The sequence below is a fragment of the Alsobacter soli genome (assembly GCF_003004785.1).
Taxonomy (GTDB): Bacteria; Pseudomonadota; Alphaproteobacteria; order Rhizobiales; family Beijerinckiaceae; genus Alsobacter; species Alsobacter soli.
Genome location: NZ_PVZS01000027.1, coordinates 1 through 17,702 on the forward strand (window position 1 = coordinate 1; position 17,702 = coordinate 17,702).

At 68.1% G+C, this 17,702-nt stretch carries 13 protein-coding genes; 5 read left to right on the plus strand and 8 right to left on the minus strand.

The annotated features are described in order from the left end of the window. From SLNSH_RS19310 to SLNSH_RS19335, 6 genes are all read right to left on the minus strand, one after another. Positions 1-996: MutS N-terminal domain-containing protein (locus SLNSH_RS19310; protein WP_483416135.1), on the minus strand; the 996-nt coding region annotated here is incomplete at its 3' end. A gap of 1,008 nt (positions 997-2,004) precedes the next feature. Then, entirely contained in the window at positions 2,005-3,354 is a 1,350-nt protein-coding gene (locus SLNSH_RS19315; protein WP_245422418.1) for a DUF3422 family protein, read from the minus strand. A gap of 19 nt (positions 3,355-3,373) precedes the next feature. Continuing rightward, positions 3,374-6,112, minus strand: a complete 2,739-nt coding sequence (locus tag SLNSH_RS19320; protein WP_106338955.1) for a restriction endonuclease — start codon at positions 6,110-6,112, stop codon at positions 3,374-3,376. 162 nt (positions 6,113-6,274) lie between these two features. Then, the gene (locus tag SLNSH_RS19325) at positions 6,275-7,144 is read right to left on the minus strand and encodes an SDR family oxidoreductase (protein ID WP_106338958.1); all 870 of its coding nucleotides are present in this window, start codon (positions 7,142-7,144) and stop codon (positions 6,275-6,277) included. Beyond that, positions 7,141-8,289: a tRNA epoxyqueuosine(34) reductase QueG gene (gene queG / locus SLNSH_RS19330; RefSeq protein WP_106339057.1), complete on the minus strand. Its 1,149-nt coding sequence runs from the start codon at positions 8,287-8,289 to the stop codon at positions 7,141-7,143. Before queG ends, SLNSH_RS19325 begins: the two co-directional genes overlap by 4 nt. Then, entirely contained in the window at positions 8,286-8,978 is a 693-nt protein-coding gene (locus SLNSH_RS19335) for a glutathione S-transferase family protein (RefSeq protein WP_106338960.1), read from the minus strand. The genes queG and SLNSH_RS19335 overlap by 4 nt, the downstream gene beginning before the upstream one ends. A 209-nt stretch (positions 8,979-9,187) precedes the next feature. Between SLNSH_RS19335 and SLNSH_RS19340 the strand changes: the two genes are divergently transcribed. Next, entirely contained in the window at positions 9,188-10,012 is an 825-nt protein-coding gene (locus SLNSH_RS19340) for an undecaprenyl-diphosphate phosphatase (RefSeq protein WP_106338962.1), read from the plus strand. 134 nt (positions 10,013-10,146) lie between these two features. Here SLNSH_RS19340 and nth read toward each other — a convergent pair whose 3' ends face one another. Further along, positions 10,147-11,055: an endonuclease III gene (gene nth / locus SLNSH_RS19345; protein WP_106338964.1), complete on the minus strand. Its 909-nt coding sequence runs from the start codon at positions 11,053-11,055 to the stop codon at positions 10,147-10,149. 60 nt (positions 11,056-11,115) lie between these two features. On the opposite strand from nth, the gene SLNSH_RS19350 reads away from it, so the two are divergent. Beyond that, positions 11,116-11,622 carry a DUF2244 domain-containing protein gene (locus tag SLNSH_RS19350; RefSeq protein WP_106338966.1) on the plus strand — a complete coding sequence of 169 codons (507 nt, stop codon included), beginning with the start codon at positions 11,116-11,118 and terminating at the stop codon, positions 11,620-11,622. 203 nt (positions 11,623-11,825) lie between these two features. After that, positions 11,826-12,731 (plus strand): bifunctional helix-turn-helix domain-containing protein/methylated-DNA--[protein]-cysteine S-methyltransferase, encoded by a 906-nt coding sequence (locus tag SLNSH_RS19355; RefSeq protein ID WP_106338968.1) that lies wholly within the window; start codon positions 11,826-11,828, stop codon positions 12,729-12,731. A gap of 404 nt (positions 12,732-13,135) precedes the next feature. Here SLNSH_RS19355 and SLNSH_RS19360 read toward each other — a convergent pair whose 3' ends face one another. Further along, a complete protein-coding gene (locus tag SLNSH_RS19360) occupies positions 13,136-14,092 on the minus strand; it encodes a hypothetical protein (protein ID WP_106338970.1) in 957 nt (318 codons plus the stop codon). A 315-nt stretch (positions 14,093-14,407) separates the two neighbouring features. Between SLNSH_RS19360 and dnaK the strand changes: the two genes are divergently transcribed. Together dnaK and dnaJ are read left to right on the plus strand one after the other, a co-directional pair. Next, positions 14,408-16,321 (plus strand): molecular chaperone DnaK, encoded by a 1,914-nt coding sequence (gene dnaK, locus SLNSH_RS19365; protein ID WP_106338972.1) that lies wholly within the window; start codon positions 14,408-14,410, stop codon positions 16,319-16,321. Positions 16,322-16,492: 171 nt separating this feature from the next. Further along, positions 16,493-17,632: a molecular chaperone DnaJ gene (gene dnaJ, locus SLNSH_RS19370; protein ID WP_106338974.1), complete on the plus strand. Its 1,140-nt coding sequence runs from the start codon at positions 16,493-16,495 to the stop codon at positions 17,630-17,632. Positions 17,633-17,702 lie beyond the last annotated feature (70 nt).

Here is a 17,702-nt window from a genome sequence, read left to right on the forward strand (position 1 = left end):
CGTGCGGTCGATGCACGCGAGCAGGCTGCCCGCGCGCTCGCCGCCGAGCGTGCGCGTGAGCTCCAGGTTCGCGCGCGTGGCCGCGTCGATCGCGAGCACGGCGCCCGCGTCGGCGCGCGCCGGGGCGGATAGGGGTGGGCGCGCGCCCAGCTGGGTGCGCTGCACATACGCCACCGCGGCCGCGGCGGCGGCCACTTCCGCGCGGGTGAACGCGCCGAAGCCCGCGAGCGCGCCCACGCCGAAATACGCGCACAGGCGCCGCTCGCCCGAGGCCGCGTCCAGGCCGTCGCGCGCCAGCGGGGTCACGTGCGCCCGCGTCTCGCGCCACAGCGCGCGCAGCGCGGGCTCGTCCAGGATCGCGTCCGGGACCAGGAGCTCGCGCGGCTCCAGGCGGGCGATCTCGGCGGGCAGGCCCGCGGGCGCGACCTCGCCCACCGTGAACGCGCCCGTGGAGATGTCCACGGCCGCGACCCCGTAGGCCCAGGCGCCCTCGCCGGCCCGCACGCGCGCCAGCGCCACGAGCAGGTTCGCCCGCGCGGGCTCGAGCAGGGTCTCCTCCGTGATCGTGCCGGGCGTGACCAGGCGCACGACCCCGCGCTTGACCACGCTCTTGCCCCCGCGCTTGCGCGCCTCCGCGGGGTCCTCCTGCTGCTCGCAAACCGCGACACGGTGCCCGGCCGCGATCAGGCGTTGCAGGTAGTCCTCCGAGCGCTCCACCGGGACGCCGCACATGGGGATGTCCTCCCCGGCGTGCTTGCCGCGCTTGGTGAGCACGATGCCGAGCGTGCGCGAGGCGACCTCGGCGTCGTCGAAGAACAGCTCGTAGAAGTCACCCATCCGGTAGAACAGCAGGCAGTCCGGATTGGCGTGCTTGATCTCCAGGTACTGCGCCATCATGGGGGTGACGCGCGCGTCGGCGGCGGGGGCGGCGCCCTCGGCCGGCGCGGCGGCCTCGGCTTGGGCGGTGGCGAGAAAGGCGGGACCGTCGAGACTCATGCGCGCGACGCTACCAGACCCCGCCGCCCGGCGCCCCCGCGGCGGGCCCGTCGTCCACGGGAAATGCCGCCGCCCACCCTCCCCTCGCCGGGCGCTGGCCACCCTCCCCTCGAGGGGGAGGGTCGCCGCGCAGCGGCGGGGTGGGGTGAAGGCCGGGCGTGGAGCTCCAGGCCGGGAGGCTTGCGTCAGGCGCGCCCTCGCCGGGCGCGGGCCACCCCACCCCGCCGGGCTTCGCCCGTCGACCCTCCCCCTCAAGGGGAGGGTGCGCCTGCGGCGCTTGGCTCTTGCTCGCGACGCTTGATGAGGCGTTAGTTCGCTCGCACCGCGAAAACCGGGCGGTGCCCACCCTCCCCTTGAGGGGGAGGGTCGGCCCGCAGGGCCGGGGTGGGGTGAACGCCGGGCGTGAGGCTTGACGGCGCCGGATTGTGCGCGCCCTCGCCGGGCGCGGGCCACCCCACCCCGCCGGGCTTCGCCCGTCGACCCTCCCCCTCAAGGGGAGGGTGCGCCTGCGGCGCTTGGCTCTTGCTCGCGACGCTTGATGAGGCGTTAGTTCGCTCGCACCGCGAAAACCGGGCGGTGCCCACCCTCCCCTTGAGGGGGAGGGTCGGCCCGCAGGGCCGGGGTGGGGTGAACGCCGGGCGTGAGGCTTGACGGCGCCGGATTGTGCGCGCCCTCGCCGGGCGCGGGCCACCCCACCCCGCCGGGCTTCGCCCGTCGACCCTCCCCCTCAAGGGGAGGGTGCGCCTGCGGCGCTTGGCTCTTGCTCGCGACGCTTGATGAGGCGTTAGTTCGCTCGCACCGCGAAAACCGGGCGGTGCCCACCCTCCCCTTGAGGGGGAGGGTCGGCCCGCAGGGCCGGGGTGGGGTGAACGCCGGGCGTGAGGCTTGACGGCGCCGGATTGTGCGCGCCCTCGCCGGGCGCGGGCCACCCCACCCCGCCGGGCTTCGCCCGTCGACCCTCCCCCTCAAGGGGAGGGTGCGCCTGCGGCGTCCGCGGCGTTCATCCCCTCACTTCGCCGTGTGGCGCCGGCGGATGCGGTGCACCAGCAGCGCCACCAGGGCGAGCACGATGGGGACGGACAGGGCCGTGCCGGCCATGGGGTTCACGGGGAGGCCTTCCTCGTGGGCGCCTTCGAGGACGAGGTGGATGAGGCTCGCCACGTAATACGTGATGGCCGCCACCGAGAGGCCCTCCACGGTGCGCTGGAGGCGCAGCTGCAGGTCGAGGCGGTCGCTCATGAGGGCGAGGCTGTCGCGGTTCTGCCCTTCCAGCTCCACGTCGACGCGGGTGCGCAGCAGCTGGGCGGCGCGGGAGAGCTTGCGGGACAGGTGGTCCTGCCGCTGCTCCGTGGCCGCGCAGGTGCGGATGGCGGGGTTGAGCCGCCGCCCCAGGAAGCCCGACCACGTGGCCGCGTAGGGCACGGGCGCCTCGCGCAGCGCCTCGATGCGCAGCTGCACCAGCTCGAAATAGGCCCGGGTGGCGGAGAAGCGGAACAGGCTCGCGGCGGCGTCGCGCTCCAGCTCGGCGGCGAGCGCGGTGAGCGCGTTCAGGGCCTCCCGGCTGGCGTTGAAGTCCGGCTCCTGGGCCATGTCCTGCAGGAGGCCGGTGAGCCGGCGCTCCACGCCGTTGAGGGCCGGCCCGAGGCTCTGCGCCAGCGGCAGGCCGAGCAGCGCCAGGGTGCGGTAGGTCTCCACTTCCAGGAGCCGCTGGACCAGCGCCCCGGCCTGGGCGGGGTCCAGCGCCGCCCCGGCCGCCACGATGCGGACGAAGCCCTCGGCGTCGGGGCGGAAGTCGGTGGCCGCCGCGGCGGTCCCGTCGTCGAACAGGGACACGGCCAGCTGGTCCGTGCCGAAGAAGGCCCGCAGGGCCTCCGCCTCCAGCTCGCCCCGGCGCACGATCACGTCCGCCGCCGCGATCAGCTCGCCGGGCGTCTGGAGGCTGCGCATGGCGGAGAGGATCGCCTCCGGCCGGGCGGGGCGGCCCTCGCCCGCGGGGAGCTCGGCCTGTTCGGCCCCCTGCGCCTGCTCCCACGTATAGGTGAGGAACTCGCTGTGCCGCTCCCAGCGCAGGCGCAGGCCGGACAGCTCGACCCGGTGATGCCGCGCCTCCGCGGCGGGCGGCGGCAGCCCGAGCCCCTCGCAGAACCGCCCCAGCGCCTCCGCGGCGGCCACGGCCTCCCCGTCCGCCGCCATGAAGGCCAGGTGGACGAGCCGCCCCGGAACCCCCACCGGCGCAAACGGCCGCGCATGCAACTCCTGCAACACCCGCCCGCGCAGGGGGTGGTCGGTGAAGGGGGTGGGCATGCCGTCTGCGCCGGGGGCGCCCTCTATAACGTGCGACAGGCGGAACTCAAGCATGGCCACAGTGAGCCAAACGTCAAATCGATGTTCGCGCGTCGGCAGTGCAGAATAGGTCAGGCTCGGTTCGTTTGATTGCCCATGCCGCCCATTGCTTCAGAGCGCTGCCATACCTCTGTTTCGACGCTCTTGCCCATCCAGTGCGGAGTTGGACGGACAGCTGTTCACCTAGCTCCAGCCCGGACATATTGTGAAAGTCCAGGGCGCACACAAACGTCAAAGTAGCACTCGCAATCGCATGTTTCCTGACAATCTCTTCAATGGGTTCAGACCGCCGGCCCACTTTCGGATGACCATCTACGGTCAGCAGCCCCAGATTTATCAGCGCATAGCAAGTATTTCTACCGTGGCGAGCTTCAATATCCCGGCGACCCAGCAGGCCATTTCGAATTTCGGAGAAAGCGGATATTACGTTTTGCGGTGGGGCTTCCCCCAAGAACAAAGAATGCCGCGTTTTCTTTGCAATTGACTCCAACGAGGTTACGGGGCTCCTCAAAGCGTCAAGTAGCACAAACGCTTCCCCGCGCTGCTGAACCAGCCCAATGCCGATCAGCCACCGCAAGATCCGCTGAGAATAGGCGTGGACGGTATCCTCGCCTATTTCGCTCCGCTTATTGGCACCCCTGTAGACAGTTTGGAAGTCACCCTCACTAAATGTCTCCCCATTTGGTCGAGTTGAAAGCAGGTGTCGGACAACTTCGTGCGACCGCCAAAAGCTGAAAGTGATCTCTATTGCACGCTGCTCATCAGAAAAAGCTGGGTATACCAGGTTTTCCTTGCGATTGGCTTCCACGTGTCCCAGATTTACTAGGTCGCGGACTAGGTTGTCAGTGGCTCCCATGCCCAAGTTCATGGCCTTGGCAAGATCGCCATAGCTTAAGTGGTGCTTCCCCATCATGTAAGCAAGGGCCTTGATGTGACGGTTGAAATTCGCCTGGGGAATATACGTAACAGGTATATAGGGAATTTTTTCAGTAAGGAGATAATCTCTGAAGATGTCCCAGTACAACGTCAAGCGGGTGCCGCTCCGAATAATCAGGCGCTTGTCAACTAGGCGAGCGACTACCTCGTCGCCAAAGTTCTGAGAAATTTTGAAAAATTCAGCAGGAGACTCAGTCGCGATCTGCTTCAGGCACGCAATTTCAGTGGAAGAAAGAGCCTCAAGGTCCCGCTTGAATAGAGTTTGAATATTAAGAGAGCTTGTCAATATGTCTGCTTGCTCGGTTCCGGCTCGAGATAGCTGTAAGACGTGCACGCAGAGTTTCTTCAGCAGCCAAGGGAAGCCTTGGCAATGGTCTTGCAGCACCCTTCTCAATTGGGGAATCAGTGGATAGCCGAGTTCTTTGGCGAAGCGGTTGATTGCAAGACCGACTTCCGCTTCACTAAACGGGGCTAGCTCTATCTCAAAGCGGCGATCACTGAGTGCATGCCACATATGATAGGCGCTGTGCTCGGTAGGGATTACTCCATCCGTTTTCCAGGAGAAGCCAATCACGATGTTCGACTGCGCTTCTTCCAAAGAGGAGCAAATTCGCCGCATTTCATCGAAGACATCAACAAGGTCGGCCTTGTAAAGCAATTCTTCGAACTGATCAAAAAAAATACAAACAACTTTGTTGCTTTTGCGCAATTCGTCATTGATTGTGTCCATGACATTTGCTGAAAAGAGACTTGAAGCGCTCCCGAATTCCAAGATCGCGGGTTGCTCAGAGATAAAGCCGTTCTTCACCGCTTCTTTGATCGCGGTCGCAACAGCGAGCTCGGGGAAGCGTCTTGTGATCGCAGCACGGGAATCAACAGCGAAGACGAAGTATTTGCGTCGGTTGCGAACATTGCCAGCTCGTGATGCGATCTTCAGCAAGCTGGAACTCTTTCCCCATCCCGAAGGCCCTTTTAGGGCAAGCAGGCGCGTTGACGTTGTTCCGGCACGGACCGCATCTAGAAAACGGAAAATAGTCGCCTGCGCCGCTTCGCGCCCTACGAAGTCCTCTGGTCGCGCTGGACGATAATCTGCCCAATGGTCAGCCATCGGGACTCTCACAATGCTTTCTAATTCCGAGCGTAGTTTTGTAGCTGTTCCCGCGAGCTCAGTTGTCTCGGAAATCCAGGGTAGCGCCACGCTGGTGTCCGTGGATGAAATGCGATCCAAAATAGCCTGTGTAAAAATTTGTTCGCCCGTATCTGCCCGAAAGAGGAGTGCCGCGCTGCGGATGCCAGATGCAGGGTCGATGATAGGTAAAGCCCAGAACTCGCCGTCTTGGGTAAGAAGGAGATATGCCTCATCAGCCGCCTTAAAACGGTTTCGATCAAATTGGAGAGTATCTGCCCCTACTACTAGTTTCGCGCTGACTAGGAGAGCAATTAACGTATCCGGCGAATATATGCGGAGTTGCCGCCTTTCCTCGGGCGGCCTTTGTTGCCACTCATGTTCAAAACCCTTTGCATCTTTTCCGAGGGAGAATGTAGATATCAGCCAGCCGGAAGAATATCTTTTAAAGTGAACATTCCCGAGAAGCTTTTGCAAAACTTCTGCTGATAGATTGGATCTAAAAGCTTTGCACTCTACAAAAATTGTCTCTCCAGTGGTCTTTTCCTTGCCCAGGAGATCGACCTCAGATGCTGTGAGCCGAACATTTTCCGTTACGCTGTAATTTTGAGTGTGCAATAGCTTTTGTGCAAAACGCTCTAAGATTCGGCCTCGCTCTGTTGTGCTGGTCTCCCGAGTTACAGCAACTTCGATTTGGTATGAAAATCCCACACCTGCCCCCTGAAACCGTCAAACGTCGAATTTGGCCAAAGCCTTATTTCATGCCATAAGTGATTCTGTTTAGAGCTTATGGGCGCATTGGGAAGATGCCAATATTCAGCCTGTCGGCTCTTCCAGCCAGCCGGGCGGTCCATAGAAGCAGGAGCGCCCCCCTCACCGCCCATCCCCCGCCCCCGCCAGCGCCTGCAAGGCCTCCCGGTACGTCGGGTACTTTAACCGGTACCCCAGCTCCTCGCGCACGCGGGTGTTGGCGACGCGCTTGTTCTCGCCGTAGAAGCTGCGGGCCATGGGGGAGAGTTCGGCGGTCTCGAAGTCCTGCTCGGGCGGGGGCTCCACGCCCAGCACCTTGGCGGCGTACGCCACCACGTCCTGGGGCGGGGCGGGCTCGTCGTCGGTGACGTTGTAGACGCCGCCGGCCGGGCGATCGAGCGAGGCGGCCAGCACGCCGGCGATGTCGTCCACGTGGATGCGGTTGAACACCTGGCCGGGCTTCACCAGCCGCCGCGCCACGCCCTCGCGCAGGTTGACCAGCGCGTTCTGGCCCGGCCCGTAGATGCCCGACAGGCGGAAGATGTGCACGAGCTTGCCCGCGCGGCGGCCGAGTTCCAGCCACTGCTCCTCCGCCTGCACGCGCCGGGCGGCGCGCTCGCTCACCGGGTTCGGCGGGTCGGTCTCGTCCACCCAGCCGCCGCCGCGGTCGCCATAGACCCCGATGGTGGAGAGGTAGCCGATCCACCGGAGCCGCGGCGCGGCCGCGATCGCGTCGGCGAAGACGCGCAGCACCGGATCGCCCTCGGAGTCCGGCGGGACGGAGACCAGGAGGGCGTCCGCCTGCGCGATGGCGTCCGGCAGGGCGGGGTCGACGTGCTCGTGGAAGAACTCGAGGCCGCGCACGCCGTCGGCGGCGATCTGGGCGGCCTTCTCGGCGGAGCGGACGGTGGCCGTCACGTCCGCGAAGCGGGCGCGCTCGGCGCGGACGAAGGCGCGGCTGGTGTAGCCGTAGCCGAACACGAGGAGGTTCACGACGCGTTGCTCCTTTCGGCTGGGCCCCCGCCCGCCAGGCGCCACTCGGCCACCACGTCCGGATCGGCCTCGGCCGGCTCCAACTCGCGCCGGGCGGCCGCGAGGCGGTCGGGCGCGAGCCGTCCCAGAGCCCATATAGCGGCGCCGCGCACCAGAGGCGAGGCGTCCGAGAGGAGAGCCTCCGCTTCCCGGGCCAGCGCAGCGTCGCCCGAGTTGCCGACCGCGACGAGCACGTTGCGCACGAAGCGGTCGCGCCCGGTGCGCTTCACCGGCGTGCCGGCGAAGCGCAGCCGGAAGGCGGCGTCGTCCAGCCGGGCGAGCTCCGCCAGGGGCGGGTTGGCGAGGTCTTCCCGCGCGCGCAGCTTCGCCTCGCGGCCGGCCTGGGCGAACTTGTTCCAGGGGCACACGGCCAGGCAGTCGTCGCAGCCGAACACGCGGTTGCCGACGCCGGTGCGCAGCTCGTGCGGGATCGGCCCCTTGTGCTCGATGGTGAGGTAGGAGATGCAGCGGCCCGCGTCGAGCCGGTAGGGGGCCGGGAAGGCGTCCGTGGGGCAGATGTCGAGGCAGCGCCGGCAGGAGCCGCAATGGTCCGGCTCCGGCGCGTCGGGCGGGAGCGCGGCGGTGGTGTAGATCGCGCCCAGGAAGAGCCACGAGCCGTGCCGGCGCGAGACGAGCACGCTGTGCTTGCCCTGCCAGCCGAGCCCGGCCGCGGCGGCGAGCGGCTTCTCCATCACCGGGGCGGTGTCCACGAACACCTTCACGTCCGCGCCCGCGGCGGCCGCGAAGCGCCCGGCCACCTGCTTCAGCTTGCCCTTGATGACGTCGTGGTAGTCCCTGGAGCGGGCGTACACGGAGATGACCGCCCGGTCCGGATGCGCGAGCCCGGCCAGCGGGTCCTCTTCGGGCGCGTAGCTCGTGCCCAGCAGGACGACGCTGCGCACGTCGGGCCACAGCCCCGCCGGGGAGGCCCGGCGCTCCGGCGTCTCGGCCAGCCAGTCCATGCCGGCGTGCCAGCCCTGGGCGAGCGCCTCGGCCAGGCGGGCGGGGGCGTCCGGGATGGCGTCCGGGGTGGTGACGCCCACGGCGTCGAAGCCCTCGCGGGCGGCGTCGGCGAGGAGGCGCGCCTTGAGGCGGTCGCCGCTCAGAAGTCCAGGTCCGCGTAGTGCTCCGACGGCTCCATGCCGAGCACCCGGTCCGCCAGCAGCGGCCGGAAGGACGGGCGCGACTTCACCCGCGCATACCAGTGTTTCGCCGCCTCGTTCTCGTTCCACGGCACGTCGCCCAGGTAGTCCGCCGCCGAGAGCTGCGCCGCGGCGGCGAGGTCGGCCCAGCTCAGCCGGTCGCCGGCGAGCCAGTTCCGGCCCTGCATCAGGAACCCGATATAGGCCAGATGATAGCGGATGTTGGACCGGGCGGCCCGGATGGCCGCCATGTCGGGCGCCCCGCCGCCGAGCTCGGCCGGCATGAAGCGCTTGAACACCTTCTCCTTCACCAGGTAGCCGGTGACCTCGTCGTACATCTTGCCGTTGAACCAGTCGACCAGCCGCCGCACCTCGACCCGGCCCATGGGGTCGCCCGGCAGCAGCCGCCGGTCCCCCATGGCGAGCCCGCGCGTCTCGTCCAGGTATTCGGCGATCACGGCCGCGCCCGGGATGGCGCCGCTCTGCTCCTCCTGGAACACCGGCGTGGTCCCGGCCGGGTTCATGATCAGGAACTCGGTGCGGCGCTCGAAGGCGCGCTCCTCCACGAGGGTCGCGTCGATGCCGAACTCGCCCAGCAGCAGCCGGACGAAGCGCGAATGAGGGCAGAGCGGATGGTGGAAGAGCGTCGCCATGAGGTGCGGCTTCGACTCCGAGAACGGGCCAGGAGGAGGCGAGGGTGAGGTTGAGCCCGCCGGTCGACGCGTCGTCCAGGGTGGCGCCGCGCGTGGGCAGCGTATAAAACCGCCGCGCGCCCACGACAACCCGAATCGCGCCACCATAGCAATTCCAGCCTGGATTGGCGATTGTTGAGGTTTGCGGTTCCAGATCTCAGGATTACGGCATGGATCTCGCGTTCGCCCTGAAAGCCATCGTGCTGGGAATTTTCGAGGGATTCACCGAATTCCTGCCAGTGTCCTCAACCGGACACTTGCTCCTAGCGGAGAAGTTTTTGGGGCTCAACTTCGCGGACGAGAATTTCGACAAGACGTTTGCGGTGCTGATCCAGCTGGGATCGATCCTGGCCATCGTGGGCGTTTATTTCCACCGGCTGGTCAAGATCGCCCTGGCGCTGCCGCACGATCCCAACGCCCGCAACTTCACAGTGGGCGTGCTGGCCGCCTTCCTGCCCGCCATGGTGATCGGCGGGCTGCTGCACGGCTTCATCAAGGGCGTGTTGTTCAACCCGCTGATCGTCTGCATAGCCCTCGTGGTCGGCGGCCTGATCCTGCTGGTGGTGGACGAGCGCAGCCCCAAGGCGGTCTACCACGACGCCACCACCTTCCCGCTCTCCATGTACGTGAAGATCGGCTTTGCCCAGTGCCTGGCCATGATCCCGGGCGTGTCGCGCTCCGGCGCCACCATCGTGGGCGCCATGCTGATGGGCGCCGACAAGCGCGCGGCGGCCGAGTTCTCGTTCTTCCTGGCGATGCCCACCATGGCGGGCGCCTTCGCGTACGACCTGCTGAAGAACTACAAGTCCCTCGACATGAGCCACGCCGGCATCATCGCGCTGGGCTTCGCGGCGGCCTTCGTGTCGGGCCTCGCCGTGGTCCGCGGGCTGCTCACCTACGTGACGAAGCACGGCTTCGCCGTCTTCGCCTGGTGGCGCATCCTGGTCGGCGCCGCCGGGCTCGCGGCCATCTTCGCCGGCGTGGGGCAGCCGTAAGAGGTCTGTACGGCCGGGCGCTTGGCCAAAGAGGACCACCAGCCGTCATTGCGAGCCGAAGGCGAAGCAATCCAGACTTGGGCGCCCAGTCCCCCTGGGTTGCTTCGTCGCTGCGCTCCTCGCAAGGACGGAGGTCACTCCGGCAGGGGCGCGTCCTCCGGGTCGGCGCCGGGCGGCGGCGACTGGCCGGGCAGCGTCTTGGGCTCGAAGCGGCAGATGTCGCTGACGATGCAGCGCGGGCAATCCGGCTTGCGGGCCTTGCAGACGTATCGCCCGTGCAGGATCAGCCAGTGGTGGGCGTGGAGGCGGTATTCCTCCGGGATCACCTTCTCGAGCCCCAGCTCCACGTCCAGCGGCGTCTTGCCGGTCGCCAGCGGCAGGCGGTGCGACACCCGGTAGAGATGCGTGTCCACCGCGATGGTCGGCTGGTGGAAGGCCGTGTTCAGCACCACGTTGGCGGTCTTGCGGCCGACGCCGGGGAGCGTCTCCAGCTCCTCCCGGGTGCGCGGCACCTCGCCGCCGAACTGGTCGATCAGCTTCTGCGACAGCGCGATCACGTTCTTGGCCTTGTTGCGGAACAGGCCGATCGTCTTGATCATGTCGCGCAGCCGGTCTTCCCCGAGCGCCACCATCTTCTGCGGCGTGTCCGCGATGGCGAACAGCGGCCGGGTGGCGATGTTGACGCTCTTGTCCGTGGCCTGCGCGGAGAGCGCCACCGCCACCAGGAGGGTGAACGGGTTGACGAACTCGAGCTCGCCCTTGGGCTCCGGGTTGTCCTCCCGGAAGCGCTCGAACAGTTCGCGCACCAGCGGCGGCTCCAGGGGCTTCGGCGCTTTCGGAGCCCTCGAAGCCTTGGCCTTGCCGCCCTTGAGGGCGCCTGCCTTGGTGGAGGGCGCCTTGGCCTTGGCGGCCCGCGGTTTGGTCGAGAGGGCCGGCGCCTCGCCCGCTGAACCGCCGGCCGCGGCCACGCGTTTCGCTCGTCCCGGCGCCGCGGCGATCGGTCTCGTGGATTCGTGAAGGGGAACGGTCTTCCGCGGGGCCATGGTCGCCTTATAAATTTCGCAGTCGCAGGGCGTGCGCACCCTAGCAAGGCCGAACCTGGAATGTCAGCGTCCGACGCTCCACCCGTTTTCTCCGCGGTGCTGCATCCGCACCGCTCGCTCAACCTGCGCGGCGTACGCCTCGTGGTGGCGCTGGTCGCGCTGGGCGGCACGGTCGCCAGCATCCCCTTCATCGTGCTCGGCTTCTGGCCGGTGGCGGGCTTCTACGGCCTGGACGTGCTGCTGCTCTTCCTCGCCATGCGGGCGAGCCTGGCGGAGGCGCGCTCCTCCGAGGAGGTTACGGTCACGCCGCTCGAAGTGCTGCTGCGCAAGAATCCCGTGAAGGGCCCCTCCACGGAGTGGCGCTCCAATCCGCTGTGGACGCGCCTCCACCGGGAGGAGCACGAGGAGTTCGGCGTTCAGCGGCTGGCGTTGGTCTCGCGCGGCCAGAGCGTCGGGCTGGCGGCGTTCCTGTCCCCGGACGAAAAGGCCAGCTTCGGCGACGCCCTCGCGGCCGCCCTGGCGGAAGCCCGCAAGGGCGTGACCTACAACCCGTATTCGCCGTCGTAGCTTCCCTCCGTCTTTGCGAGGAGCGCAGCGACGAAGCAATCCAGGGGCCAGGGCGGCGACCTGCGGCCATTGCGCCCGGCGACCCTGGATTGCTTCGCTTCGCTCGCAAGGACGGAGGGGTGTAGAGGCGCAGCACTTTCGCAGCTTTCGGGTGTCGGCATCCTCCCGCCCGGCCTAGTGTGCGGGCGACACGGAGATGAGCCATGCTGCAGTCCACCGCCGAATTCGCGCCTCTTTGCGCCGCCGAGCTCCAGGCGGGGCCGCTGGAGGATTATGACCGCGTCCGCAAGGCGCTGGCGTTTCTCACCGAGGCCTGGCGCCGGCAGCCCTCCCTGGAGGAGGTCGCCGCCCATGTGGGCGTTTCGTCCTCCCACCTGCATCACATCTTCCGCCGCTGGGCCGGCCTGACCCCGAAGGCCTTTCTGCAGGCGCTGACCCTCGACCACGCCCGTGCGCTGCTGCGCGATTCCGCCAGCGTTCTGGACGCGACCTACGAGGTCGGCCTGTCGGGACCCGGGCGCCTGCATGACCTGTTCGTCACCCACGAGGCCATGAGCCCAGGCGAGTGGAAGGCGCGCGGGGAGGGGGTGACGCTGTCCTACGGCTTCCACCCCTCGCCCTTCGGAGAGGCCATCGTGGTGGCGACGCCCCGCGGGCTGGCCGGAATCGGCTTCGTGGACGACGGCGACCGCGCCGCCGCGCTGGCCGACATGGTCCGCCGCTGGCCCCGCGCCGCCTTCGTGGAGGACCAGGGCGCGACCGCAGGCGTCGCCCGCCGCGCTTTCGATCCGGAGGCCTGGCGCCAGGACCGGCCGCTGCGCGTGGTGCTGATCGGGACCGACTTCGAGGTGCGCGTCTGGCAGACCCTGCTGCGCATCCCCATGGGCCGGGCCACCACCTATTCGGACATCGCCCGCCACATCGGCGCGCCCAAGGCGGCCCGGGCCGTCGGGGCGGCGGTGGGGCGAAACCCGATCTCCTTCGTGGTGCCCTGCCACCGCGTCCTCGGCCGCTCCGGCGCCCTCACAGGCTACCACTGGGGCCTCACCCGCAAGCAGGCCATGCTGGGCTGGGAGGCCGGCCAAACCGCGGGACCGCTGGCGGGGTGAGCGAGACTGGCGTATGGGAACAAGCGTCTGCGCCGCAAACGTGGACCACCACGCAAAGCCCCGGCGCATCACATGTCGAGAGGCGCTGACCTCTCCACCGTCATCCCCGGCGGCGCGAAGCGCCGGGAAGGGGATCCAGGGGACTGGGTGCGTTTGCGGATAAACCGTGCCTGAAGACAAGGAACACGCGAGACCGCCGCGGTTCGCTCGGAGCCCAGTCTCCTGGATCCCCTTCCCCTCCGCGGCTCCGCCGCTCCGGCCGGGGATGACGGCGTGGGTGGGTGGCCAGCCGCGCCGCCAAGGCGAATAGCCAGCGGGGGCTGTCGCGTCATTAACCGAGCGAAGGCGCCGGACCCACCGTTTCCCTCTCTCCACCGGGGCGGGAGAGGGAAGCGCACCCAACGTCAGCGGAAGATGTCGAAGATGGACTTGGTCGCCGGCGCGGGCGGCGGCGCGGGTTCGGCGGGCGCTGCGCCCAAAACCGCGGGGGCGGCAGCGGGCTTCGGCTTGGGTTTCGCCGGCCGCGCCGCCACCAGGGCGTTCTCGGGCTTGCCTTCCAGCCGGTTCAGGCGCGCCGCCAGGCTGGCCGCGCGCCATTCGGTGTAGCGGGACGCGCAGTAGCCGAAGCTCGCCTCGCGGGCGTAGCCGCCGCACACCATCTCGCGCTCGGAGGTGAAGCCCGCCTGCTCGGCCGCGACCTGCTTGATCTCCTGTTTGCCCTTGGTGCGGGCGAGCAGGGCCTTGAAGTTGTCCCGCACGGCCTTGTCGGCCTTGCCGCGGTCGCTTTCAATTCCCTTCACCTCGCCCAGCGCCGCCGAGGCGGGCCCCCACACGCCGCGCGGCTCGATGCGGCAGTCGGCTTCCTGGAAGGAGCAGGTCTGGCTCGACACGGAAGCCAGCACGGCGCCGTCCAGCACGTCCAGCGTCATCGGGCAGCCGTCGAAGTCGAGCGTGTAGCGCAGCACGCCGTCCGGCCGTCCGCCGGGCTTGAGGTCGAGCGGGCGTCCGCCCCCGAGGTCGACTCCGCACGCTTCGGCCGGGTTGGAGATCTTCGACCCGGATGCGATCACGGTCGCGGCCAGGCTCGTCTTGTCCTTGCGCTCGATCACCAGCTTGCCCCGCGTCCCGTTCAGAAACAGCGGCTTGCCGACCACAGCGTCTTCGCCCGGCAGCTTCACCGAGACAGGGGCCGGCGGCCCCTTGGGGGCTGCAGGCCGGCGCGGGGCGGCGGCGCCCGGCGCGGCCGGTTCGGCGGCGCCCTGCGGCGTCGGCTCCGAGGCCCCGGGCAGGACCAGCTGCGCGGCGGCGCCCGAGGCGGAGAGGAGAAGGAAGGCGAGCGCGGCGACGGGGCGGGGCGGCAAGGGCGTGCTCTGGGTGGCCTCAGGGATGGCAGCGAACCTAGCACGCCGTCCCGCAACAACGAATCGCCGACTCAACCCTCTTTGTGCGAAGCTGCCGGTGTGTGGCCTTTGTGTGCCTGCGGCCGCGGTCCCGCCTTTCGGGTTCTCGCCTTGCAGCCCCAAACCGGCCTCCTTATATACCCGCCGACCGCGGGAAAAACCCGCCAATCCTAGGGGATCTGGCTCCCGGTCCCGCCCCGGTCGGGGCGTGACGGGGAACCGCTAGCCGGAGCGCCTTCGGGGCTCGGAGATCTCGCCGAAAAAGGGGACCACCACATGGCTAAAGTCATCGGCATCGACCTCGGCACCACCAATTCATGCGTCGCCATTATGGAAGGCACGACGCCCAAGGTGATCGAGAACGCGGAAGGCGCGCGCACCACGCCCTCCATCGTCGCTTTCACGGACGAAGGCGAGCGCCTCGTCGGCCAGCCGGCCAAGCGCCAGGCGGTCACGAATCCCGAGCGCACCTTCTTCGCCATCAAGCGACTCATCGGGCGCACCTATGACGACCCGATGACCCAGAAGGACAAGGGCCTCGTGCCCTACAAGATCACGCGCGCCGGCAACGGCGACGCCTGGGTCGAGGCCGACGGCAAGACCTATTCGCCCTCGCAGATCTCCGCCTTCATCCTGCAGAAGATGAAGGAGACCGCCGAGGCCTTCGTCGGCCAGCCGGTCACGCAGGCCGTCATCACGGTTCCGGCCTACTTCAACGACGCCCAGCGCCAGGCCACCAAGGACGCCGGCAAGATCGCCGGCCTCGAGGTCCTGCGCATCATCAACGAGCCGACCGCGGCGGCGCTGGCCTATGGCCTGGACAAGAAGAAGTCCGGCGTGGTGGCCGTGTACGACCTTGGCGGCGGCACCTTCGACGTCTCGATCCTGGAGATCGGCGACGGCGTGTTCGAGGTGAAGTCCACGAACGGCGACACGTTCCTGGGCGGCGAAGACTTCGACATGCGGCTCGTCGAGTACCTGGCCGACGAGTTCAAGAAGGAGCAGGGCATCGACCTGAAGAAGGACAAGCTCGCCCTGCAGCGCCTCAAGGAGGCCGCCGAGAAGGCCAAGATCGAGCTGTCTTCCGCGCAGCAGACCGAGATCAACCTGCCCTACATCACCGCCGACGCGTCGGGCCCGAAGCACCTGACCCTGAAGCTCACCCGCGCCAAGTTCGAGGCGCTGGTGGACGACCTGGTGCAGAAGACCATCGAGCCCTGCCGCAAGGCCCTGAAGGACGCCGGCCTGACGGCGGCCGAGATCGACGAGGTGATCCTCGTCGGCGGCCAGTCGCGCATGCCGAAGGTCCAGGAGGCCGTGAAGCAGTTCTTCGGCAAGGAGCCCCACAAGGGCGTCAACCCGGACGAGGTCGTGGCCATCGGCGCGGCGGTCCAGGCGGGCGTGCTCCAGGGCGACGTGAAAGACGTGCTGCTGCTCGACGTGACCCCGCTGTCGCTGGGCATCGAGACGCTGGGCGGCGTGTTCACCCGGCTGATCGACCGCAACACCACCATCCCGACCAAGAAGAGCCAGGTCTTCTCCACCGCCGAGGACAACCAGACGGCCGTGACCATCCGGGTGTTCCAGGGCGAGCGCGAGATGGCTGCGGACAACAAGCTGCTCGGCCAGTTCGACCTGGTCGGCCTGCCCCCGGCGCCCCGCGGCGTGCCGCAGATCGAGGTCACCTTCGACATCGACGCGAACGGCATCGTCAACGTGTCGGCGAAGGACAAGGCGACCGGCAAGGAGCAGCAGATCCGCATCCAGGCCTCGGGCGGCCTCAGCGAGACCGACATCGAGAAGATGGTGAAGGACGCGGAGGCGCACGCCGCCGAGGACAAGAAGCGGCGTGAGTTGGTCGAGGCCCGAAACCAGGCCGAGAGCCTGATCCACCAGACCGAGAAGTCGGTCGCGGATCTGGGTGACAAGGCCGCGGCGGCCGACAAGTCGGCCATCGAGAGCGCGATCGCGACCCTCAAGACGGCGATCGCCGGCGAGGACGTGGAGGCCATCAAGGCCCGCACCAATGACCTGATGCAGCTCTCCATGAAGCTCGGCGAGGCCATGTACGCGGCCCAGCAGGGCGGGGCCGAGGGCGAGGCCGGCGGCGCCGAGGCCAAGAAGGAGGACGACGTCATCGACGCCGACTTCCGCGAGGTCGGCGACGACGACAAGAAGAAGCGGGCGTAATCGTCCTGCGGGCGCCCCGGTCCGTGGCCGGGGCGCCTCACTTGTCCGTGATTCTCGGGCCACGCGTCGCGAAGGCGAAGCCTGCGTGTTGCGGGCCTGTGTCTTCTGTGGCGCTTTAGGCCGCCGGCCGCAAAGCCGAGAACCTCATCTTTACGACCGCGCCGGACACCCATGGCCACCAAGACTGACTACTACGAGCTGCTCCAGGTCAGCCGGACTGCGACCGAGACCGAGCTGAAGTCGTCTTTTCGCAAACTCGCCATGAAGCATCACCCGGATCGCAACCCGGGCGACAAGGCGGCGGAGGCCCGCTTCAAGGAGCTCAACGAGGCCTACCAGGTCCTGTCCGACGCGCAGAAGCGCGCCGCCTATGACCGCTTCGGCCACGCCGCCTTCGAGAACGGCATGGGCGGGGGCGGCGGCCCGGGCTTCGGCAACGATTTCGCCTCCTCGATGGCGGACATCTTCGAGGACCTGTTCGGCGACTTCTCCGGCCGCGGCCGGCAGCGCTCCGACGGCCGCGAGCGGGGCTCGGACCTGCGCTACAACCTCGAGATCACCCTCGAGGAGGCTTATGCGGGCAAGACCGCCACCCTCAAGGTGCCGACCGCCATCGCCTGCGAGGCGTGCTCGGGCACGGGGGCCAAGCCGGGCTCCAAGGCCAAGCAGTGCCCCACCTGCGGCGGCTACGGCCGGGTGCGGGCCAGCCAGGGCTTCTTCTCCATCGAGCGCACCTGCCCCAACTGCCAGGGCCGCGGCGAGGTGATCGAGGATCCCTGCCGCTCCTGCAACGGAGCGGGCCGCGTCACCCGCGAGCGCACGCTGTCCGTCAACATCCCGGCCGGCGTCGAGGACGGCACCCGCATCCGCCTCGCCAACGAGGGCGAGGCCGGCCTGCGCGGCGGCCCGAACGGCGACCTCTACATCTTCCTGTCGCTGAAGCCCCATCCCTTCCTGCAGCGCGACGGGGCGGACCTGTTCTGCCGCGCGCCCGTCAGCATGGTGAAGGCCGCGCTCGGCGGCGAGGTGCCGGTCCCGGTGCTCGACGGTGAGGAGTGCACGGTCAAGATCCCCGAGGGCGCCCAGACCGGCAAGCAGATCCGCATCCGCGGCCGTGGCATGCCGATCCTGCGCTCGCGCGACAAGGGCGACCTCTACGTCCAGCTCGTGGTCGAGACGCCGCAGAAGCTCAACGCCCGCCAAAGGGAGCTGCTGCGCGAATTCGAGCAGGAAAGCTCCAAGGACACCCAGCCCGAGAGCGCCAGTTTCTTCGCCAAGGTGCGTGAATTCTTCGGCGGCGCCGCCCAGTAGGGCGGACCTGACCGGATGACCCCGCGTTGACCCGTCGGGCCGCGCGGCCTACCTTTGAAGCCTCACCAGA